At 40.9% G+C, this 23890-nt stretch carries 12 protein-coding genes; 6 read left to right on the top strand and 6 right to left on the bottom strand.

Annotated elements, in window-relative coordinates; translation table 11 throughout:
- Positions 1-4 precede the first annotated feature (4 nt).
- A complete protein-coding gene (locus tag OQE68_RS23525) occupies positions 5-1078 on the top strand; it encodes an IS630 family transposase (protein ID WP_266195779.1) in 1074 nt (357 codons plus the stop codon).
- Here OQE68_RS23525 and OQE68_RS23520 read toward each other — a convergent pair.
- The 3 genes from OQE68_RS23520 to gbdR form a co-directional block, all read right to left on the bottom strand.
- Entirely contained in the window at positions 1071-10100 is a 9030-nt protein-coding gene (locus tag OQE68_RS23520) for a membrane-targeted effector domain-containing toxin (protein WP_180571405.1), read from the bottom strand. The two genes, OQE68_RS23525 and OQE68_RS23520, sit on opposite strands and share 8 nt — an antisense overlap.
- Positions 10101-10523: 423 nt before the next feature.
- The gene (locus OQE68_RS23515; RefSeq protein WP_266195447.1) at positions 10524-11987 is read right to left on the bottom strand and encodes an ISNCY family transposase; all 1464 of its coding nucleotides are present in this window, start codon (positions 11985-11987) and stop codon (positions 10524-10526) included.
- A gap of 524 nt (positions 11988-12511) precedes the next feature.
- Entirely contained in the window at positions 12512-13498 is a 987-nt protein-coding gene (gbdR, locus tag OQE68_RS23510) for a choline metabolism transcriptional regulator GbdR (protein ID WP_180569800.1), read from the bottom strand.
- A gap of 344 nt (positions 13499-13842) precedes the next feature.
- Between gbdR and OQE68_RS23505 the strand changes: the two genes are divergently transcribed.
- The gene (locus OQE68_RS23505) at positions 13843-14724 is read left to right on the top strand and encodes a LysR family transcriptional regulator (protein WP_180569799.1); all 882 of its coding nucleotides are present in this window, start codon (positions 13843-13845) and stop codon (positions 14722-14724) included.
- On the opposite strand, the gene OQE68_RS23500 is transcribed toward OQE68_RS23505, so the two are convergent.
- Complete coding sequence (locus tag OQE68_RS23500; RefSeq protein ID WP_180569798.1) at positions 14704-14904, bottom strand: hypothetical protein; 201 nt, start codon at positions 14902-14904, stop codon at positions 14704-14706. The two genes, OQE68_RS23505 and OQE68_RS23500, sit on opposite strands and share 21 nt — an antisense overlap.
- A 464-nt stretch (positions 14905-15368) precedes the next feature.
- Between OQE68_RS23500 and OQE68_RS23495 the strand changes: the two genes are divergently transcribed.
- The gene (locus OQE68_RS23495; RefSeq protein ID WP_180569797.1) at positions 15369-18002 is read left to right on the top strand and encodes a glycosyl hydrolase family 18 protein; all 2634 of its coding nucleotides are present in this window, start codon (positions 15369-15371) and stop codon (positions 18000-18002) included.
- Between the two features lie 198 nt (positions 18003-18200).
- The gene (locus tag OQE68_RS23490) at positions 18201-19967 is read left to right on the top strand and encodes a M20/M25/M40 family metallo-hydrolase (protein WP_180569796.1); all 1767 of its coding nucleotides are present in this window, start codon (positions 18201-18203) and stop codon (positions 19965-19967) included.
- A gap of 49 nt (positions 19968-20016) precedes the next feature.
- Here the strand turns inward: OQE68_RS23490 and OQE68_RS23485 are convergent, their stop codons facing one another.
- On the bottom strand, positions 20017-20736 hold the full coding sequence (locus OQE68_RS23485; protein ID WP_180569795.1) for a DUF1223 domain-containing protein: 720 nt from the start codon (positions 20734-20736) through the stop codon (positions 20017-20019).
- 159 nt (positions 20737-20895) lie between these two features.
- Positions 20896-21651: a TSUP family transporter gene (locus tag OQE68_RS23480; protein ID WP_180569794.1), complete on the bottom strand. Its 756-nt coding sequence runs from the start codon at positions 21649-21651 to the stop codon at positions 20896-20898.
- Positions 21652-21878: 227 nt separating this feature from the next.
- On the opposite strand from OQE68_RS23480, the gene OQE68_RS23475 reads away from it, so the two are divergent.
- Together OQE68_RS23475 and OQE68_RS23470 are read left to right on the top strand one after the other, a co-directional pair.
- The gene (locus tag OQE68_RS23475; protein ID WP_180569793.1) at positions 21879-22508 is read left to right on the top strand and encodes a class I SAM-dependent methyltransferase; all 630 of its coding nucleotides are present in this window, start codon (positions 21879-21881) and stop codon (positions 22506-22508) included.
- Positions 22509-22658: 150 nt separating this feature from the next.
- A complete protein-coding gene (locus OQE68_RS23470; RefSeq protein WP_180569792.1) occupies positions 22659-23870 on the top strand; it encodes an EAL and HDOD domain-containing protein in 1212 nt (403 codons plus the stop codon).
- Positions 23871-23890 lie beyond the last annotated feature (20 nt).

The following is a 23890-nucleotide window of genomic DNA, read 5'->3' as shown; positions in this document are numbered from 1 at the left end:
TAGTATGAATACTACAAATGAATTTCGTTTAGCAAATAGCGATAAAGCAGAACTGAGCGCGTGGCTTCGACTAACAACTTTGCCACAAGGGTTAGCAATGAGGGCAAGACTGCTTTTATTGCTTGATGAGGGGCATAGTCCTACCTACATAGCCCTGTATCTGCAAACTTCCCGCAAAAGCATTTACAAGTGGAAAAACCGCTTTATTGAAGAAGGGGTAGATGGTTTGTTTGACCGTCCACGTCCTGGTAGACCTAGCCTAATAGATGAAGCAACCATACAAAAAGTTCTAACGTTGACAACTGAGCGTATTCCTCATGAGTCCACACACTGGAGTGTTCAGTTAATGTCAAAATATGCCGAAATTAGCACTTGGCAAGTGAGGCAAATATGGAAAGCTTTTGACCTGAAACCTCATCGGATTAAAACATTTAAGATTAGTAACGACCCTGACTTTGCAGAAAAAGTGGTGGATATAGTGGGGCTTTATATGAATCCTCCTACCAATGCAGTCGTTCTATCTGTTGATGAGAAATCACAAATACAAGCACTGGACAGAACCCAGCCGGGACTACCATTGAGTCCAGGAAAAATCGGCAGTCGAACCCATGATTATAAAAGGAATGGAACAGTTTGTTTATATACTGCATTCAATGTACTGACTGGCGAGGTGACAGGCAAAGTGACAGATAATCAACGTTCAAAAGAGTTTTTAAGCTTTTTGAAGCAGATTGAAAAGAAGACGCCAGAAGGGTATGAGTTGCATGTCATTCTTGATAATTTAAGTGCTCATAAGACACCTGATGTCATGAAATGGGTAAATAAAAAGCCGCATTTACACTTTCACTTCACTCCAACAAGTTCATCATGGTTGAATGCTGTGGAAGGGTGGTTCGCCCAGCTTGAGCGTAGAAGCTTATATAGAGGTGTATTTACAAGTGTTAAGGAACTTAAGGATGAAATCTACCGATTCATTAGCGTACATAATCGAGAACTAGCTAAACCATTTAAATGGGTAAAAAGTGCAAAAAGTATTATTGCCTCTGTGGAACGAGCAAAGAAACTGTTACCTAATTAGCCGCACGGCCCACTAGCTGGTCAAATCCCTGTCCACCGACAAGAGTATTAATACCCGACAGGCCATAAATACGATCATTGCCTTGTCCACCTAACAGGATATTGTTCGCTTCACTTCCCCAAATTTCATCTGCATATGCAGTACCCACTAGGTGTTGTACACCATTCAGTTTAATTTCTTGGTTACCTACATATAAACGCTGATATTCCCGAGATTCCGGAACTAGCACTGTTACTGTTGATATATCAGAAGTTACTTTTATTGCTGGATCAACTGCTAGCAGACTCAAGTCTAACGTATTTTCACCACCCCCTAAATCAATCTGCTGTAATTGACCTAATTTTTTCAGCTTCAGATAATCATCTTGATCCCTGCCAAGATAAGCATTGTTTGCAACCGTTTCGCCATCCAGTTCTACAACACTGACTGTATTGGCCTGAGAAGCTGTATTTTTTGTTGTATCTGAAGTGCCTTGATCAATGACTAAACTATCCCTTACAGGCGCTAATTGAGCTAACGTGTATAACTCAGTTTCAGATACCTCTGATTCTGCCAATATCAACGAAATATGACGATAGGTTTCGCTTAGGTAATAGTTTGTTATTTTAACTTCCGTGGTATTGGCCGTGCTAATTTTGCCATCATCTCCTTTAACCAATAGATGTAAATCCATCCCGTTGCGTGCTAATTGCAAATTATCCAAGCTAATAATTTGTTCCAGCACCAAAACGTCTTCACCCACTTCAGCCAAGTTGTCAATGGTTTTCAAACCTCGGCTGGCCTGAGTCACTTGATAACGATCACTGCCTTCACCACCACCAGCTACATCACTGCCACTGGAATTAAAAGTAATCACATCATCGCCGTCATTAGCATAAATAACTGTGCTGGATTGATCCGCATTTACTCTAATTTGATCCCCCGTTTGCGTGCCTTGTACAACGTTGCCTTTATTGCCATCAATAATAGTTTCTTGACTATTTTCTGCCAGAAGAACTAAACGGCTAACCTGACCTTGTTCATCCACAAGCAATTCTTGTTGATGGCCGTCATTCGACACAATACTGATATGTCGATAGTCATCACTGACAAAATAATTTTCAAGAATCACCTGACGGGTAATATAGGTTACTCCCCCTTGCTCATTTGGCCGCGGTAAATGGGCAGTAAGGACTAAGTTATCTCCTTCGCGTTGGCTGCTAATATCCTTAAATGCTGCACCAATAATAACACTATCCTGCTGTTTATCAGCGGCTACATTGTTAATAGTAACGGTACCTGCTAAAGCACCAATAACATAAGTATCATGCCCTTCTTTACCTTGCAGGTAATCATTACCACCATAACCACGTATCACATTGGCATCAGCATTACCAAGCAAGGTGTCATCAAATGCGGTACCTTCTGCCGATAACTGGTAACGACCTGCCAGTTGCTTACCGCTACCCCACTGCCAATCGGTTAATTTATAATCCTGCTTATTAAGCGTATGCAGCGTATTAACCGTAAAAACACCATTATTGTATCTATCATGATAATGGCTATGGGTTGCCAAGACTTTTGTTTGACCACTCTTGTCTTGTAACGAATAGGCAATACCATCTCGTGTAATGAGTAGAAAATCTCTCAGAACATTGCCGCCATAAGGTAATGCATCCCCAGCATGGGTGGTTTTATCAATAATATCTTCTAGAACTATTTGACGCCCATCTTGGAGTGTTACCACCAATGCATAGTTTTTACGGTGATAACCGGCGTTCCTGACAACCCCTCCGCTGAAGTGGTGATCATATTGTTCTGCTTGATAACGGGTTTCAATGGCCGTTATTTCAGAAGCATCATAATTCAAAAACACCTTATTAGTGGCAGGCTGGCTATTACCCTGCGCTTGTGGTTTAATAACCGTTTCGCCAGCCCCTCGTTCTATAAAATACTCAGAACCCGCTGGCGCACTTTGATGATCAGCATCACCCTGTAATACAATTAATTGGCTTTTATCCAGTTTTTCAAAATCATTTTCCTGATGTTGGCCACCTTGATTATTGCCATCAATACGGTTGTCAGCCAGATCAATAGTAACGCCCGTTTCTTCGTCAAAATAGGTTTTATCCCCTGCTTTTAAATAACGGGTAGACAGCTTAATTGATTCCGGTTGCTCAGCGGCTTGTGGTGTTCGGGTTTTATCCAGCTGTGGCACCAACATAAACCCATCCCGGGTTTGAAAGCTGAGATTGTCATTTTGTAAAACAAATTGACCGCCCTCTTCTTGATAAACAGATTTTACTGTTAACTGTTTATCTAACCCAGTAAAGCGAATAATTAAATCATTACCCACTAATTGCCAGTCGGTGATTTCTTCTAAAGCAAACTCCAAGCGTATAACAGATACTTGTGCACCGTCTTCCTCAATCATTCCATGACGAATTCCCCTCTGCACTAAATATACGTCCTGGCCAGCTCCACCATTAACATATGCACTATCGGTTAAGGTAATTATGTCATTACCACCGCGCCCAAACACCTGGTCACCAAAATTAGCGACTATATTATTGCTTTGTGCAGAGCCATAAATAATATCACTAAATCCATCATTACCTTCCTGAGCACCCACACCGGAACCTGTCGTATGATGAATATTTGCTAGTGCGCCAATTTCTGGTCCTTTCGCAGCTTCCCCAGTTTCACCGTATTTTTTCAGCCAAACTTTGCCCTGTTCTAAATCAATGACATATCCATAATAACGTTGAGCCGGAGAGCCTTCTTTAGCCCATTTATTAAAGGTGGCTGTATTAATGGTTAAGGTGTTTTCTCCCCCTTGGCCATCCAGACGGAAGTTAATAAAGTCATCACTGTTTTTCAGGCTACCATCTGGGTTTAGATTGGCTGCCAGTCGAGTTAAGGTGCCCAAATCTACAGAGAATGAAAAGTTATCATTCAGGTTACCACCAATTAAATGCTTATTACCTTGACCGAAAATAAATTCATTCCGTTTATCAGTGACGCCATAAATTTGATCGCGGCCACCACCAATATTAAACAACACGGCTTTATCTGGATTTATTGCATGGCTAATAGCATTCGCTAAGCCATTAGTGCCATTGCGGGCATCAATGATGTCATTACCACCGATCACATGGGGAAATTTCTCCCATTTATAAGAGCCATCCCCTTGCCATACTTGCTCATTGCGTAATTCAACATTAAAGCTGCCATACACAATGGTATCCACCGATTGACCTAATGTACCTTGTAATAGCTGCTCTGACCGCTCTCGGGTTTGTTTCAGGTAGTCATCATGTGTCTTATTCGCTTTATAAGCATCCAAGACCCATTCATCCATGTCTTGTCCCCAAAATGCCAACCAGCCTTGGCGCAACCGATGTCGCCAGTCATCCAACTCAGGTACATGATTCCAAACTTCTTCTACCTGGCGAACGGCAGAGTAAATTTGGGTGCCCACGATTAAAGCAACACTCAAGCCCAACCCAATCGGCCCCAGAGCTGCACTACCTGTTACCAGTGCCGCTACACCAAGCCCAAGTGACACAGCAGCACCAGCAACGGCAAAACCTCCTTGCACATACAAGTCCTGTCGTTGTTTATCCGTGAGTCCTTCTGCTCCCGCATCAGTAAAGGCTTTAACTGCACTATAGATATCAAAGGGTAAGGTAATTAACGCAGCTCCTAAGCCTGCACTACGCCCCAACAATTTACCTAAATTGCTACTGGCAGCGGCAAATCGAGAACTACTACCAGCCAACCGAGCCGTTAAACGCTGACCCAATTTAGGTAAGCTGCGATTTAAGGCAATTTCGGCTGGGATAGAGGCAATATTTGCTGCTACAGCGCCGGTTTGAATTAAACCTTCTTGTGTATCGCCTTTTTTGAAAGCATCCACTGCTGATTTTAAACCTGAATAAATACCCCACACCTGTAGACCAATGCCCGGGGTTTGTGCAGCAACATGTTTAATCGTGCCGGCATTTATTCTTGGACTGGCAATTTTACCCTGCAACTGACTGATATGCTGACCAGTTAATGGTGTGTCATTCTCTATCGCTTGTAATACCTGGGTTAATTGACGAGATGGGGTGCCATCAACCAGATTTTCAACTTTAATCCGTTCTTGCTTAGCCAGTGTTTTTAATATCACCGCACTTTCAACAAATTCATTCGTAGAAATAGAAGACAGGTGCTGTTTCAATGCTTTGCTATTAAAGCTTAAGTCAGCAGTCCAATCTCCACTTAAGTGATCCACAGCAATTGGCTGTCCCTGAATTTGGGCTCCTAATTGCCATAGTTGTACCCGGCTAATTTTTTGATCGCCCACTGTCAGCGGACCTTGACTCAAGTCCAGTTTAGATAAACGATCAATTTCAACCGGTATCTCTTGTTGTATTGTAGCCGTGGCAGCTTTTACACCTTCTTCCGCAAGAAACTGAGGTGTGATTTCATTTACCTGAAAGGCCGCTGCTGATGTACCTAGTTGTAAACGGTTAAGGTCAGAAAAATAATCGGTTAGAAAGCCCTGCAATGCCTGAGTATCAGTAAAGCCACTAATCCAACCCGTTTTGGGATCATAAAATGATAATTGGCTATTTTGTTTCGCCACTAAATAATAATGCTGACCAGACCGTAACGCTAATGTTTTATTGCCGCCATCAGTCAACTGCTCAGTAAGATTTCGAATCGTTAACTGGCCTAATGCACGTTGTGAATTTGCATTAGTAAAGGCTTGAGTAAGCTCCGCTTGTGCTACGCCATATTGCTGAACAGCGTCGGCTTCAACATTATTTTGTCTGTTTTTAGCAATTAACTCATTAACAAAGCGGGAACGGTTTTGATTGCCCAATAATGCTTGAACATCACCGCCCTGATGCTGGGTACTGGCAAACGCTAAAATATCAGCCAATGAGGTATTTTGTTTACGGTTAGCTGTCGGTGCTAACTCAACCGACAGTTGATGAGCTTTACCAAACTGCAACAGTTGTTTCGCCTGGTCAAAAGCCAGCTTATTCTTGCTAATAGTTTCCAGTTGAGTTCTTAGCCAGTGGTCTGGGCTACCCGTTTCCACAATAGCGCGGTCTGAAATGCCCGCTTCCGTTCGTGCCTGGTCAATGGTCTTAATTAGTTGTACTACTTCCTGACCAAGCGTATCAGAAGCCGTTGTGTGTAAAAAGTCTTGGACTTTACCTTGACTAAACTGCAGCTTTTTAACTAACTCAGGGTCATTAAAATCCGTTTGACTATCAATGCCCTTACCATCAATGGTTGCCCCTAAATCATGCAACATATCACGGCTAACGGTGAGTTCACCTATTTGTACTTTACCTGCCGTTTCATCCAGTGCAACCAGCCGATCTATTGTCGTCTCAACTGGCTGAGCAAGCTCAGCGATCTGTCCATTGAATTCAGGCATAGCCAGGGTTTGATGATCAATTTTTGCGACTTGTAATTGACTGTGTTGGGTACCTGAGACGTCATTGACCGTATTCAGGTAATTACTCAACACTTGTTGTAGTTGTACCGGTTGAGAAATACCATTAATTTCACCCAAAACAGCACTGTTAAGCTTAAATTGCCATTGGCCATTTTCTTGGTGGGCAGATATTGCCAAACTATGCTCACCCACTGTCAATAGGTAAGACTGCACATCAGTTGCGGTATTGGCTTGCAGTTTTGCAATCAATTCATTAATTGTTAATGCTTCTACTGGACCTAACCCTGTACCTGCTTGTAGTGCTAAATCCACTTGGTTGAGTTGATTCAAATAGCTCTTAATTGATGCTTGATCAGGTTCACTCAATAAGCCAAATGCTTTTTCATTACTCAACTCTGCCAAGGTATTAAACTTGGCTAACCAGCCATCTTGCGGGCTATCACCCATTGCTTGACTAGCCAAATAATCTGCATGAGCAGCCACAAACGCAAGTGAACGATTAATGGTTGTTAGATCGGTATTATCAAATACAGCGGTTACTGCAGGGCGTAAACTAATATCACCGTCAATACTCGCCAAGCGCTGATTAAACAGGTCTGTTAATTGGTTTTGTTTATTGTAAAGATCATCAATGGCTGCTGAATTGAGTACATTATTTTTATTAACAGTAGAATCAATACGACCGGGATTTCCACCAGGTAAACCAGTGTTAGTATTTAACTCCCAACGACCATTATTCGTTGCAATCGCAATACCTGGTTTTGCTGGATTCGTTGCATCCACAATACGCCAAGTGTTGTTGTCTTGATCAAACTTAACAGGATAATAAACACCTTCAATTGCTAGCACATGTGAAACGCGGCTATCTTTGTACTCATAAATACCATCACCCAGTGCATTACCTAGCTTTTCTTGGTTGATAGGTAATTCGTATGCAGACAATTGTTGTTTCGAAAGGCCTGAAGCAATAGTCTCTTGTACCTGATTTTTTGCAGTCCATTTTTTTTCTAATACATCAACTGCACTATCATCGTTAAATGATGCCGTAACATCATCCATGATAGTTGTTCTCTGCTCATTGACTGCAGCGCCAATAACCTCTCCAGTAGCAATATTTCGAACAACTTCACCCTTATCAAATGTGGTAGTTTGCTCTAAAACAACATATAAATTTTGATCCGTTTGCTTAATGGCTTTAACTCTAAAGTGGCTACCTGGTTGAAGCAGCACTTCCGCTTGCTCTGTTGCACCAGGGAGTTTCTCTCGTTGTGCATAAGCAGAAATATTGTAACCACTAGTTACACCTTCAATGGCATAAATAACGGTTCCTTTCCCACCTCGAAACTCTTTGACAAACTCGGCACTGGTTGAGGTTGATAAAAATCCTTTATCACCGAGCAGTTGGCCTGGGTTTAGTTGTTCTGCTAATCCGGATAAATTGTCTACTGGCAGTGCACGATAAACCGTACCATTATGAGGCTCCAGTTTACTTAAACCGATAACGGCATTAACCCCTCTATCTTTAACAAAAAACTCTAGCGGTTTTCCTCCACGCAACGCTTCATTTAGGTATACATATCCTTCTCTGGTATACCAGTTAATGCCTTCTACTTCTGCATCAGATAATTGAGCGCCGGCCTTTATCTTTTCACCAAGTGCTCTTCCATCTACAAGCTCTTGATCCTTAAGCGCACGATCAAAAGGCTTCTGTAAACGTGCTAGCTCTGTCAGGGAAGAGTCACCACCATTTAAAATAAAGGTTCCGTCTGCTAACTGTTGTATATTATTAGTTGATAATTCGGGTGTAATCAGCCCCGATTTTATTTGGACTAACTTCAAATGCGCTTTTACTTTATCCAGTTGAAATTGTACTAAGTGATCATCCGCTTGTGCTTCATTAATTGCATCGACTAGCTTGTCACGCAAGCTCTGGATAGCAGGATTACGTTTTGAACTTGGATGCTGTTGAATATATTCGCCGGCTTGTTTATAAAGCTCAAATGCCGCCAACACCCTATCTGCATCTTGCTGCTGCCATAGTTCATCTAAGCTCACTAATATTGCACGATAGCTTTCGCCTATAGGCTTACCAATAACTGAGGCTTGTTGAGTCAACTGCTCCCTGTTAGGAAGATTCCTCCAGATATCATTTAAATTATAAATGCTTGCTGGTGGGGGCGGTGCAACAGAGATTGTACCAGTACGGCTTTGATTAGCTAATTGGCCAATGACTGAAAGAGGTGCATTTTGTCCATCTACAGGCGCATCATGGATAGCTTGATAGATTTTACGTAGCGTGGCAAAGTCAAGCTTTTCCTGCTGATAAATTTCAGGTACTTGCTGGTCGACATAAGCTTTAACTTTTGGGGAAAACTCATTTACCAGCTGTTGTTTCCACCAGCTTGTAGAGTATTCCTGTGCTAAGCCATCAAAAGGTTTATTTAATAGCCAGCCATTGACATGATTCCAAGACAAGCGAGCCGCACTTTCATAGTAGCGTGCAATGCCTTCAGCAAAGGTTTCTTCTAAGCCTGCAGTGCCACCTTGTTGATAATAAGGGTCTAGAGATTGATAGTCATTTTGCCATGCTTGACCAAACGAACTTCGCTTACTTAGGTTCTCACCTTGACTTTCTGTCCCAATAATTCTGTCGATGGCATGTGCTGTTTCATGGAGTACCAAGTTGGATGATCCATGGCCCTGACCCATCGGAGGTATCACCCACTTGCCATTTGGATCAAGAATTACAGCGATCACCGAACCTCGCTGATTATTAAATGATCCAACACCAGGCACATCATCCCAAGTTTTACCTGCAGGCCAGCCTCGTGGTGTCACACCTTTTAAATGAGGATAATATGTAGTAATACTATCGTTAGTAACCACAACATTAATTTTGTGGGCTTTCATTAAATCTAAAATTTCTACAGGATATTTGACCAACTGTTCTGCAACGGCAACTCTCCCCTGTTCATTTACAGGACTGTTTGGATTTAGCTCAACTAACGAAAGGGCTTTTTGAAAATGTGCAAACTCAGGACTTATTAAAATGCTGGTAACAGCCCTTAAAGACCCAATACCCAGTTTATTGGTATTTTTTAAAATATTATTGGTTAGAGCATTGATATACCCCTGTGTAGCCGAAGAGTATCGGCTTTCTATCGCCATCAATAGTTCAGAAGGCGTTTTAAAGGTGCTCCCTAATAAATTTTGCAGCTCAGCCAATGACTTTGCCATCACCTCTTTATTTTTACGTACAGGCGATGATTGCTGACTAAGTTGTGTCACTTCCTGTTTAATTTGTGCCAACTGTAATTCATGCCAAACCTGATAGCGCCTTTCAACCACCTGAGATTTAAGCTCATTAATAGCCGGATTTCTTTTGGAGTTTTGATGATTTTGCTGGTATTTATTGACTTCAGCTAAAAGCTGTTTTAAGGAGTCATATTCAGCAACATCATTATTTCCCCTTACTGTTTCATACCCTTCATATAGTTTAAGCAGTTGTTGATAACTTTCGCCTTTCTTTTTGAACGATACTGATGCTGCTTTTTTAAAATCATCTAAGGGAATAATTGCCATACTTTATAAACTCTCAAATACAATACAAAAAACAGTAGCTGTTGATCACCGCCAACATACCAATAATAAAAAATTATCCGGACAGTTTAAAACTACGTTTTACAGGTTTTACGAAACCTAAATAAGGGTTTATCGCAACATAAACTGGACTTTCACTAATAGATACAAATAAAGTACTAATGCTAGCCCATTCTCAATCAATAATTAGTGCCTGACAGAAAAAGCAGTTATTTTCTCTTTTGGCTGAAATTTTCTCTGTTTTTATAAATTAACAATGACCATTTATGTCATCTTTTTGCTTGAAGGTGAAAATATGAATGCTTTCTGTACAGTTACTCCTAAATTTACTGTTTAGCAGTCAGCCGGACCTCTCCAGCCTAGATTGAATGTGTTGTTTTATATAATGGATCGAAGGTGCTGCAGCTAAGCTGCTTTTTTTCGTGACCTTTTTGCTTGGTGAAATCGTTCCTCTTTTTCTTGCTGATAAAGTAAGGCTCCCAATTTTTGAACATTCCGCGCTAATACCGCTAATGAAACATAACGCCTAAAACCATTAATGCCGTGATCTGGGCATCGATCAAGACCATGCACTTCGAGTGCATTAATCGCTGACTCAACAGCTGAATGCTGTTTTCTTGCTTTTTTAAACTTTTCATCACTTTCGCGTTTTTTTTCTTTTATTGATAAACGCCCTTTTTTCGGCAGCACCACTTTTTCTAACTCGCTGGCCAACAGCAACTGATTATCGGGTGAATGAAACCCTTTATCAAAACTACACTGGTGAAGCATAGGAAATTTGGCTTGGGTTGCTCTAACCATCACGACGGCAACATCAACATCTTGCTCATTTTCCATCACTCTATGGTGAAGGATAAAACCATGCTGACACTCCATTACACATACTTTAACGCCTAATTCCACTGGTACACCTGCTTTTCCTTTGCTTACCCACTCGGTATGGGGTTGAAATATTGAATATATCTTTTCATCATTTGGGATCTGTTCGCCCTTCAGTACTCGCCTGTGAATCTGCGACACTTGCCGTTGGGCATGAGAAAGATTGTTGGCAATATGTCGTAATGTCCAAACCGGGGCAGCAAGTAATTTGAGCTTCTCTAAGGTGAATTGGACTTTATCAATAAACCATTGTGTTTTGTTCAGGTAGTGTGTATGTGCTTTTTGTTTTTGTGCTTCAGCACTTTTAGCTTTTGACTGATTACTTTTCCGTGCACTTTTAAAGAGTTGTTTAAGCTCTATAAGATTATGCCTATGTTGTCGCCAATCACTTAAGCGATAATCCCTGCATACATTAGCCATCTGCTCAATCACTGTTCTCATGGCATCCCATAATAAATTGATATCGGTAGGGTAATGCACAGACGTTTCAACCACAAATGAGTCACAACGAGCTTGAAGGCTTTCTTCTTCGTTTTTTTTTAACAAAGTATGTCCAGCTTCCACAACTACCGTATTAATCTTATCCAGAATCTCTGGAGTCAAAAGCGATACATTATCTTTTAGCGTCTGCAAATGGTATTCAGTAAGGTCTTCCCAGTTGACGCCATGCCCTAACATCGCGCGAATGGTTCGGTGCTGATTCACCAGCTCGTGCAAACGATCATAATCACAATTTAAGTTAAGGCGCAAAACACCCATCACCAGTATTTTCCACAACTCCATACCAGGGCGACCACGATTTAGACTAACCCTATTCGCTATGGCGCTTTCTAAAATAGTGAATACTTTATGTCTAATTTCTGGTGTGACATAAATGTGTTGCAATCCCTTTAACAACTGAGGCACATCATCTCTGGATTTTGGATCAAACCTAATCTCTGAAATATCGGTTTCACCAAACTGAAGTTGTGGGTTTTTAACTAGCCTCATGCTATTTTCCCTGTGAAGTTTTGCTTATTTTAACTGAAAGACTAGGTAATTTAAGCATTTATTGTAATCAAGAAGGCAAACTTCGATAACATGTATCTTGCGCTAGGCCTTGGTAATAAAGAGGTTGCTCTTTTTCGGTCAGACACTAATTAGCTAATTTAACATCACCAGTGTAATAGCATTCAAGTAATATTAATTAAAACATTCGATTAATTTTTTTAATATCTCTAACAAACAATTATTAAACGACATACCAGCACATCAATAATTAACTATTAATCGAGCTGCCTTTTTTAACCCATAAATAGTTTTCCAGCTCGGTATACCCTTGATAGATATTAATTTTTTATCAACACCAAAATTATTACTACACTAAATAAACAAAACGTTAGTAAGTAAGTCGACAGAAACGTCATTACGAAAGGTTAGCCTGAATACTTCATCAGCTAATGAAGGCTTTGGGAGTGTTGGATCAGCTTATGACTGTTTTAGCAATAGGCAGGAGGGATGCAGCAGCCAACAGGCTACTGCAATGTCATGGATTTAGTATGGAGAGTTAGTCGCTCGTCTCGGGGAGGAATCCCAAAACAATCCCGATAACGTTTGCTAAAGTGTGGCGTTGAAACAAAGCCACAGGCGGCTGCCACATCAATAATCGATAGATTGGTTTGCTGAAGCAATTGACGAGCTCGTTGGAGCCTTAACTTCAAATAATACCTAGAGGGAGAACAATCAAGGTATTTTAAAAATAACCTTTCCAACTGACGGCGAGATAAGCCAACATAACTGGCCAGTTCATCTAGCGAAATCGTTTCTTCTAGGTTTGCTTCCATCAGTGCTACCGTTTCAACCAGTTTAGGTTGAGTCACACCCAACGTGTGTTTCAACGGCACTTTTTGTTGTTCAATTTCCGTACGAATTCGGTCGTATAAAAACATCTCTGAAATGTCTGCACTTAATCCGCGATCATGTTCACGACTGATTAAGTCTAACATCATATCCAAAGGCGCAGTTCCACCGCTGCAAGTTAACCGATCTCGATCAAATCGAAATAAGCCATTACAGACATTAAGTTTAGGAAACTCCTCTTTAAAACTGGCCATATGCTCCCAATGTATTGTACAACTATAGCCGTCTAATAATCCTCCTTTAGCTAGTAAATAACTGCCTGTACAAATAGCACCCAGCTTTACTTTCTTTTTTGCTTGGCGTTGTAACCATTGGATCAATGTTTTATTACACTGCTCCTTTACGTTTAAACCTCCACAAACAATAATCCAATCAAATACTTGATCTGTGGTGTAAAAGCTTCCATCTGTATGAACCGTGACGCCATCACTGGCTGTTACTGGCCCTCCATCACTTGAGAGAACCTTCCACTGGTAAAGGGGCTGTTGAGAAATATGATTGGCCATTCGTAAGGCTTCAACTGCAGATGCCTGCGAAATCATGGTGAAATTATCCACCAGCACGAAACCTATAGTACGAAAGGCAGAGTTATTTATTGTCATATTGCTAACTCCTCAAAGGCAAGACAGATCGCAGTCAATTTATTGTGATTGCTTATATTTATTGTTGTTTGTCATAAACTTGTATTTTTTTATTGCTTTTATACAAACTCTATGACCGTATATTTTTTGCACAAATTTTGTCTAAGTACCAACTTTTTTTAGCATTTTCTGAACGACGTTAACACCCCTTTACTGGGTTGAAACTCACACAAGAAGCCTTACCCTTTTAAAGCCAAGAGTTGGGCTTCACTTATACCACCTATCAGCGGTATATTGCAGTTTAATTAAAGCTATCTTGCTGTAGAACAAAGCGAATAACAAAAGTCTGTTTCTGAGGAGCAATAATGAGTCGCTGGGATGGCATCGAAGCATTTGTGGAAGTGGTTAAACAAGGGAGCTTTTCAGCTGCTGCCGAGCAGTTGAATGTCTCTAACTCCCATGTAAGTCGGCTGATCTCACGCCTGGAGGCCAGACTTGGTGCTCAACTATTGTATCGCTCCACCCGAAAAGTCACCTTAACGGATGTAGGCAGAGTCTATTTTGAACAGTGCCAACACTTACTTAGTGGCTTCCTTCAAGCAGAGCTTTCTGTGTCAGATATGCAAACTACACCACAAGGTTTGCTTAGAATGACCGTTGCCACTACCTTTGGCGAGCGATTTATTATTCCACTGCTGAATGACTTTTTAGCTGAGCACCCAGCCCTTGCCATTGATGTTAACCTCAGTAATCAAAACCTAGATATTATTCAAGGAGGCTATGACCTGGCGATTCGCATGGGCATTCTTAAAGACTCCTCATTGATTGCTAAACGAATTGGCCCCCGTCGATTGTTTATCTGTGCAACCCCCTGCTATTTAAAACAGTTTGGTACGCCTCACACCCTATCAGAGCTTCAGCAGCATAATTGCTTAATCGGCTCAACTGACTACTGGCTGGTCCAGCTGGAAGGTAAGTTAAAGGAGTATCGAGTCAAGGGACGTTGGCGTTGTAACAGTGGTCCTGCTTTATTTAACGCAGTAAGTAAAGGGCTGGGGCTCGCCCAACTGCCAGACTATTATGTTAAGCCGGCAATTGAACGAGGTGAGCTGCGAGTATTATTGGATCAATACCAACCGCCTCAAACAGCAGTGTGGGCCGTTTATCCTTACAACCGCCATCTGTCTCCAAAAGTACGACTGTTTGTAGATTATCTTAGCCAACATTTACCCAAAAGTCTGGGATAAGACTATTAAGAGTCTAAAGGCTATTGAGGGTCTATTTTCTACCCATTCTTTCCAATGGCCTGCACCAATATCAACTGCCTTTATTCCAATATTATCGTTTGGCTGAGCAACTAAAGACCACTCTATACCATCATGCCCTCCATCAGGAGTGCCATAAGGCCACTGAAAATCACCGTGCATGAAGACTTGATCCGCATCATAGGGCACCTCTACTAATTGTTTATGGCCTCTGCGCAAGCTTTAGTAATGAAAGCAGTTCAGAAGTATAAAATAATTGCCTGTCACATTACGTCATGACTCACAATCATAAAAATCATACTGCTACTAAATAGTAGACAAAAGTCTTATTTTGAAATATCCGCTCGACTACTCACAGCAAAAATAACTATTATTATATACTATTAATTTTAATTAGCTTTTTACTAATATATTGCAACGCATTAAAAATAAGGCATTTTTCCCAGCAGCTTTTATCTGCCACAGCTCATCGCAGCAAACCACTTTAAAACCAATCGCCTACTAATGTAAGGCCTATAAATCAAGTGATATTACGCTATACTTAACCTGTTACTTACCAACAATAATAACTCTTTAAAAAAAGGTCTTAGTTAACTTATATCCACTATTTCCAGGGAGGGAATGTAATGGTTGATCACCTAACAAGCAAAAGACAATTTGATGCAAAAAATAACAACCATTTTTTTGCATCTTCATTATTTACTGGTATGGTTAGTTTTTTCATCTCTACATCGACAACCGCCAACTCGGTAGAAATAACTCAAGCAGAGTCAGGTAATATACCTGACCAAACGATGACAGTGCCTTATGATTTTAAAGTCAGTAAATATACAGGCAAACGTAACCATTTCAAATTATTTTACGATTGGAAATGGGATGAACAAGACCCGTTTAAAGAGTACGCAGGTTTTCGTCCAGGTGACTACCACATTTACCTGGCTGAACGGACCGGATTAAACTGGAAAAATGAAATTCAATATAAAAAAATTCGCTTGGTAAAATCAGAGGACAGAAACTGGACTGCTACCAAAGAACATCACCAGCCATTTAATGTCACCCACAGTGGCAAAATAGTAGGGCTATATATGGGTGAATGGGGTGTTTGGGAGCGAGCCTATACCGCTGACTATATTGCTGCTAATAATATTACTCACCTGTTTTATTCTTTTGTTGGTATTTGCGATTATCAACGGCCAAATGCCACAGAAAATAATGGGTTAGACATTCAGTTTGGTAAAGACTCAAGAAACAAAGCAGTCATGCGAGCCAGCTGTGGTCAAGGCTTAGCACCCGATCAACATGACAACTTAAAAGGTGATTTAGTTAAAATTGGCGTAACCAAAAAACAACAAGATTTTGAAATATCACCTTATGATTATTTAGCTTATCCTCACCTACTCGATTCCATTAAAGCCATGAAGCAGCAATTTCCTCATTTAAAAGGCATGTTATCCGTTGGTGGCTGGACATTGAGTGATCCATTCTATGATATGGTAAAAACGCCAGAACGGCAGCAGACATTTATCCAATCCATTATTGATACCATCAAAGCGTATCCTGGGGTATTTGATGGTGTCGATTTAGATTGGGAATTTCCGGGTGGATCAGGGTTAAGTCCTAATTTAACGGCAGGTTATGTAGAAGATCGAGAGAATTTTACTGTTTTTGTAAAAGCTCTACGTCAAGCACTGACTAACGAATTTGGTAACAGTTTTCAATTAACAGCAGCACTTTCAGCCTCTCCAGCTAAATTGGCCGCTGTTGATTTAAATGCACTTAAAAATGACTTTACCTTTATTAATTTAATGACCTATGACCTTTATGGCGCTTGGGGAAAAGACCCTGCGCATCATACCGGTGTTTATGCCAAACCGGTTGCAGGTGCCTATAATGTTGAAGGTAATGCCACTGACGAGTTAGGAAATATTATTTTACATAATGGCCAACCAGTACCTGTAGCCAAAGTGATGCGTAATTATAGTGTAGAAGGTTCTGTAAAAACGGTTCAGCAATTATACCCTGAATTCCCGATGGCCAAATTAACGATTGGTGCTGCTAGTTATAGTCGTGGCTGGCAATATGTGAAAACAAAAGCCAAACATGCCAAGTTTTACTGGCATGGTAAAGCCCAACAATGGAGCAACAGTAATGGTAAGGGGCTAGGTAACAAAGGCACTTTTGAATTTGGCGTTAGTGACTTTCGTGATGTTTACGATCATTTTATGCAAGAAGATACACAACATTTGTATTATGATCGACAAGCAGAATCCGCCTATATTTGGCAACCTCATACCAACCTGAATAACGACAATTATCATTATGCTCATGTAGAGGCCTTTGACTCCCCTCGCTCGGTAATTGCCAAAGGTGAATTAATTAAAAAATACGGCTTAGGGGGTATTTTCGCCTGGGAGGCTCAAACAGATAATGGCTTAATTTTAAATGCCATGAATGCCGCCGTCTGTAACCCTTTACAAGACGGCAGTTATTACCAGTTTAACCAGCCTTATGCAGGGACAGTGACTAGTGAAGTGATTGCCACTGACAATAAGGGAAATCCCACTAAAGTCAAAGAAACCCTGCATAGCGCTGAAGTATTTCAGTTTGATGGCAAAGCCTTTTGTGACGCAACCACCCCAGGTAACCGAGCACCTCAAATTAAAATTTCGGGCCCTACCCAAGCAAAAGCCAATACAGCAGTTACCCTGGATGCCAGCCAATCAACTGACCCGGATGGTGATCAGCTGAGCTTCGAATGGAAAATACCTAATGGGATTAAAGTTAATAATACTCAGCGTGATAAAATCAGCTTTACAACACCTGCTGTACAACAAGACACCGTTTTTAAATTTGGATTAAGTGTTAGTGATGGTCAAACTCATGTGCAACGCCTTTGGTCTTTGCAAGTAACCAGTGGTGACCCAGGCAATGATTGTAATAAAGACCCTAATGCCAAAAACCACCCTGCCTGGCAGCCTAATAAAACCTATCAGTCAGGCGCTAAAGTCAGCCATCACTTTTTGGTTTGGCAATCCAACTGGTGGAATTCTGGCAATGAACCAGGCAAAACAGAAGCATGGAAACTACTGAGTAAAGTGATATTAAGCTGGCAAGCCAATAAAGCTTACCCAGCAGGTAGCACTATTCACCATCAGGGTACCCGTTACAAAGCCAAATGGTGGACAAAAGGGGAAGAGCCTGGGAAAGCCAGTGTGTGGCAATCGTTAGGCAAGCATCAGTGTTTATTAGTAGCTGATTAATGGATCAAGAACCTTGTATGAAAGGTATACTATTGTTTCTTACTAGTCAGCTTTTGAAGCTGTAATCAAAAACTGACTAGTCTTTATTTTCTTAATCTGCTTATTAAACAACTGCTTTTAGCTACTTTGTTGGTTTACTCTCTGAGCCTGAATTGTTATTTTGTATTAAAAAATAATAACAAAGTGCATGGAGGCTCAATGAACCAGTCATACCAAAAACGATCATTCCCAAGTAATCCTGCTGGAAAACGATCTTTTTATTCATCATTAGCTGCTATTGGTTTATTAGCTGGACTGTTGTCCGTTAGCGGCTGCCAACTATTCCAAAAATCATCACCATCCGATACAACTTCTCTTGATCAACTAATTGATAAACAGCTGTTACCCACGACTCAAGCTTTTATCAAATATGCCACTTATCGTACGCCTGATCGCACAAATGAAACCGTTATGCGACAGAATATGGCTAATTTACGCGACCATATTAATGGCATAATGAATGATTTCAACTCTCAACAGAGAGTAGATAAATTTTCACCCTTTGAATGGAAAAAGCACATAAGAGGACGTGATTACTGGTTATTTGGCTATCGAATAGGCAGAGGAACTAAAAAAGCATCTATTATCGCCCATTTAGATACTGTCCCACCCGGTAATAGCGACTGGAACCCTTTTGAAGCAAGAATCGAACAACACCAATACCGTGGTCAACTGACCGATTTTCTAGTAGGGAGAGGCGCCATTGATGATAAAGGGCCCGCGGTGGTCAGCCTACTAACGTTACAATCCCTTGCTAAAGAACTTGATGGCAACCCTTTACTTGATGACTGGCAACTGGAAATTCTATTTGATACTTCTGAAGAAACAGGGATGAGTATGCCACATTATATGAAAGACCCTAGGCAGCAACCTCCTACTGTAGGTGTCGTATTTGATTCTGCTTGGTGTGTCAGAGCTGAAAAAGGGATTGAACGGCCCATTTTCACTTTGCCAAGACAGCCTCAACAGTCATACAACCAGTTGTGGATAGCAGACTTATTTACCCCTGCGGGTCCTTCAAACCAGATTCCAGACACTGCGACTGCGATTATAAAAGGCCCTAGGCATCAACTAAAAGCCTATGCAAAACAAGTCATGACTGACTATAAACAGTTTACATTTGATGATGCTAATTATCGTCCTGCTACATTAAAAGTCATGTTAGAAGGTGATCAATTAATTCTAACGACCAAAGTTGCAGGTGCTCAGCATGGCTCAGTGCCCCATGCAAACCGAGCTGAAGGTGCAAACCCACTGGTCTCACTTGCAAACTATTTAGCAGGCAAGGTTAATCAAGGTTATCTCGCTCAGAATGATTTCAGCCAAATGACCCAGTTTATTGAGTGGATGTGGGGCACTTATGTTTTTGGCGAAAAACACCCACAGTTATTACAAGCTTATGATGATGTTTTCAACAAGGATAATGGTACCACTTACGCAGTCACTCGAGTAAAAGCTAATGATAAGCAAATACGGCTAAGGGTGGACATTCGTTATGCAACAGGCCATCAAACCTCTCAGTGGGATGGAGTTACTGAAGGCTTTTTACCAGGCAATAGTCGCTTTAAAGCGATATTTTCTGAGCTGACCGATACATTTAACCAACAACATCGAAGCCAAATAAAATCTTTCACTCAACGCTCCACCGCTCCAGACATACGCCGAGTTGATGGCCCTTTATTTAAATATATCGATGCCGCTTATAAATCAGTGAAAGGTGAAGAATGTCCTCGACTAGCTATTGGCGGAGGTACTGATGCCAAAGGGCATCCTAACTTACTTGCCGTGGGGCCCATGTTTGCAGGTGGAACAATGGGGCCTCCGGTCAATTACCATGGGGTTAATGAAGGTGCTCCCATTAATGAATTAAAAGCGAGTGCTAAAATATTGCAGCAGTCTCTATTGAATGTAATGAAAAACGAGTAATACCCTTCTCGTATGGTTTTTATGGTTTGGGTATAATAAAATAAGTTGTTTATTTTTCTAACCATCCTGCTACGGTCTGAACAGGTCGAAATCGTTCAGGCCGGGTTATCCAGCTAACGACGGCTAATTTTTGATTGTTAAGCAGTTCTACCGGTATAGTAAATTGCCATACGGATTGTTCACGCACTTGCTGTTGAAAGTCTAATACCACAAAATCGTGGGCCAGATTTTTACCACGATTTTCTCCGGATTTTATTGCCGTTTGTAAATTAAACCCTAACAGCGCAAAGTTAGCTTGCCAGTTGCCGGTTTTAGCAAATGTTACGGTAGCTTGATTATTAGTTAAATCTATAGTCAGCTCAGGTGCTGGCTGAGATTTTTGTCTTGGTAGTCCCTGTCCTTTAAACCAGCCTCGCCATTCAGCACCATCCACCACCCATCCAGGGGTATAGACCGAGCGAACATTACCATTAGCACTTAATGCCCGCTGCCGAGCTGAAAATTCGGCTTTACTGAAGCGATCTTTCCAACCCAGCCAATTCCAATAATCCACATGAAATGCCAGAGGAATAACGTCTTGCCATAGCCCTGGTGCAGCTGTAAGTTTTGACAGACTGCGATCAGCTGGCGGACAACTACTACAGCCTTCTGATGTATAGAGCTCGACAATACGAGCAGGTGGTCCTTGGTGAGAAAATTGCTGCCCCATTGCGTTGAGAGAGACTAGCCCAGTGATGACTAAAAGAAAATAACGGATTACATCGTTCACACCTTACCTCCTACTACCATACCTATACTCTTCCACACCTATACCCATCACTAATACTTCTAGGCTTTGTTATCATCATTATTAAATTACATTATTTTAGATGACCTTATGACCCTCACGATTCTTTCATGTTAACTCCAAAGTGAATAGCTAATCACTCTAATCCATTAATAGCTTCACACTCATCACTACACAAATAATGACGAGTAATGGCCTGATAATTTTACTGCCTTGTTTTAGCACTAAATGAGAACCACAATAAGCACCCACCACCTGACCAGCCGCCATGACCAATCCCACTGCCCACACTACCTGCCCGCCTAAAATAAAAAACACTAACGATGCAATATTACTTGCCCAATTCAGTACTTTGCTGTGAATAGTGGCTTGAGTCAGGCTAAATCCCATTAAGGTCATATAAGCAATGGTAAAAAAAGTGCCTGTTCCTGGGCCAAAAAAACCATCATAAAAACCAATACCAACTCCGATCAACATAGCAAAGGTTTTTCCTGTTATTTTTTGTTGTTGCTGATGAGTATTGATATTAGGATTTACCAACATATAAATGGCAATCCCTATTAGTAAAATAGGTATTAACTGGGTAAGAATGGCGTTATCTATTAATTGCACCACTACCGTTCCCACGGCAGCACCAATAAAAGTACAGCCAATCGCAAACAGTAACGACTTAATATCGACTTGTCTTTTCCTGGTAAAATGTATAACAGCTGTACTTGTACCAAAGCTGGCTTGTAATTTATTAGTCGCCAATGCTTGAGCGGGACTTAAACCAACAGATAATAACGTAGGCAACACCAATAACCCACCACCACCGGCAATCACATCTATACAGCCGGCCAAGCAGGCAATTGCAAATAATAATAGCCCTATTTCAAGGCTTAACGTCTCAAACATTGAGTATATCCTTACTGGCTTACTTCGATAGATACTACTCTATTAACATGGCTAATAATTTTCTTCAATATACCAATATAAACTAATCAAAATATGTCCACTACGCATATTTATTAGCAATGAAGAATAACAGGTCTATTACTCTTTTATTTATTTGCCAAAGTATTAAAATAACTAACATAAATCACTCACGAAGAGCATAAATGGAGAGTAATTCAGTTTACATTATGTCAAAATTAACAAGAAAATCTTCAAAACACATAATAACCAGCTGCGGCGTTAAAATATTAAAAGGCAGCCATCAATATATTAAAGATTTAAAAGCCCAAGGGTATCAGCCTGCAATCTATGGCCATAGAATCTGGCAATCTGGCTTCGTATTAATGAATTACTTAAAAAAGCACCCTCTGCCTAAACGAACCAAGGTCATGGAATTAGGCTGTGGTTGGGGCATTACCAGTGTATTCTTAGCTAAACAATATCATGCCAGTGTTACCGCAGTGGATGCTGATAAACATGTTGCTGCTTATTTAGCTCTGCATGCCAATTTAAACCAAGTGCAAGTTGAATTTAAACGTAATCGGTTTGAAAAAATCACTACCAGGCAATTAAAAGGCCAACATACCTTAGTTGGCTCTGATATTTGCTTTTGGGAGTCAATGGATGAGACCTTATATAATTTAATTCGGCGAGCATTGCATGCTGATGTTCAACAAATCATCATTGCTGATCCTGGCCGCAGCCCTTTCTGGCGTCTTAGTGAACGTTGTCAGGCTCAGTTTAATGCTAAAATGGTCAGTCATCGCATTAATAAACCTACTGCGACGGAAAAGTACTTATTGGTCATTAACCAGTAAGAAAGCCGCAGGCTTAACATACAGACTTAACATACAGGCTCAACATAGTTGTAAGGCACTTCTTATAATTTTTTCAACAGTAAGTAAACGATTCAATCTAACTGTTCTACACTGAAAAGCAGGTGTGCAGCTATTAAGTATCAGCCTATCATGACAGAAATTGCCGCATTACTGGCCAGACAGCCCATCGTCGACCAGAGTAAAAAATTGCAAGGGTATGAGCTATTATTTCGCTCTGATACCCCCGATGCGCTTCAGGCAGCTGATGGAGACCGGGTTACCTCTGAGTTGTTGGACAATGTATTCAGCGCCTTTGATCTTGATGAACTGGTTGGAGACAATCCAGCCTACATCAACTGTACTCGAAATTTACTATTACAAAAAACGCTGATAAACCCTGATCGCTTTGTTTTAGAAGTGCTGGAAGATGTTAAATTAGATAAAGAGCTACTGGTCTGCCTGAAAAAACTTAGAGATGAGGGCTTTACTATCGCCCTTGATGATTTTGAGTTAGACAGTCAAACCATCAAAGCCATTCCATTTGTTGATATCATTAAAATTGATGTGCTTCAACACAACAAGGAAGAAATTGCCAGCCTCTTTAATACCCTCAAGCAACATAAAGTTAAACTACTTGCAGAAAAAGTTGAAAACTACCAAATGTTCGAGTACTGCAAACAACTCGGATTTGAGCTATTTCAAGGGTATTTTTTGTGTAAGCCTGAAGTACTCAGCGGCAAAAAGATGGAGTCCAATAAACTGGTGGTCATGGAGTTAGTCACAAAGTTGCAAAACCCTGAAATCGACTTTGATGACCTGGCTGGCATTATTGATAAAGATCCCAGCATTGCCTATAAGCTATTGAAATTGGTGAACTCCTCTTTTTATCATCGAGGAAAAAATGTGGAGTCCATTCGCCAAGCGATCACCATTCTTGGCCTCACCCAAGTACGTAATTTAGTAACCATCTTAATGCTGAGCAAACTCACGGACAAACCTAACGAGTTAACCATTACCGCTCTGGTTCGTGCCATGATGTGCCAGCTATTAGCTAAAAACACCACTGGAACCGACCCAGGAGGTTCATTTCTTGTCGGCTTGCTCTCCACCCTGGATGCCTTTATGGACCAGCCGTTAGATGCGCTGATCGACTCTATGCCCGTTCCAGACAGCTACAAAGAAGCCATTATCAACTTTAATGGATTAATGGGTACCATTTTGATCAACACCATGCTTTATGAACAAGGTGCCTGGCAAAAAATCAATTGGAACCAACTATCAGAGCATAACATCACTGACTATGCTATGCGTGATGCCTATTGCAACAGTTTAAAGGCTGCACAAGCCTTACAAAATCTGTAAGCTACTCACTATTTACACTG

Source organism: Spartinivicinus marinus, assembly GCF_026309355.1.
Taxonomy (GTDB): domain Bacteria; phylum Pseudomonadota; class Gammaproteobacteria; order Pseudomonadales; family Zooshikellaceae; genus Spartinivicinus; species Spartinivicinus marinus.
This window is presented reverse-complemented; position numbering and strand designations above follow the sequence as displayed.

Bases quoted from the DNA above. Each gene is read 5' to 3' on its own strand.
- OQE68_RS23525 (WP_266195779.1), top strand. From the start codon at position 5: ATGAATACTACAAATGAATTTCGTTTAGCAAATAGCGATAAAGCAGAA.
- OQE68_RS23520 (WP_180571405.1), bottom strand. From the start codon at position 10,100: ATGGCAATTATTCCCTTAGATGATTTTAAAAAAGCAGCATCAGTATCG.
- OQE68_RS23515 (WP_266195447.1), bottom strand. From the start codon at position 11,987: ATGAGGCTAGTTAAAAACCCACAACTTCAGTTTGGTGAAACCGATATT.
- gbdR (WP_180569800.1), bottom strand. From the start codon at position 13,498: ATGACAATAAATAACTCTGCCTTTCGTACTATAGGTTTCGTGCTGGTG.
- OQE68_RS23505 (WP_180569799.1), top strand. From the start codon at position 13,843: ATGAGTCGCTGGGATGGCATCGAAGCATTTGTGGAAGTGGTTAAACAA.
- OQE68_RS23500 (WP_180569798.1), bottom strand. From the start codon at position 14,904: ATGCACGGTGATTTTCAGTGGCCTTATGGCACTCCTGATGGAGGGCAT.
- OQE68_RS23495 (WP_180569797.1), top strand. From the start codon at position 15,369: ATGGTTGATCACCTAACAAGCAAAAGACAATTTGATGCAAAAAATAAC.
- OQE68_RS23490 (WP_180569796.1), top strand. From the start codon at position 18,201: ATGAACCAGTCATACCAAAAACGATCATTCCCAAGTAATCCTGCTGGA.
- OQE68_RS23480 (WP_180569794.1), bottom strand. From the start codon at position 21,651: ATGTTTGAGACGTTAAGCCTTGAAATAGGGCTATTATTATTTGCAATT.
- OQE68_RS23475 (WP_180569793.1), top strand. From the start codon at position 21,879: ATGTCAAAATTAACAAGAAAATCTTCAAAACACATAATAACCAGCTGC.
- OQE68_RS23470 (WP_180569792.1), top strand. From the start codon at position 22,659: ATGACAGAAATTGCCGCATTACTGGCCAGACAGCCCATCGTCGACCAG.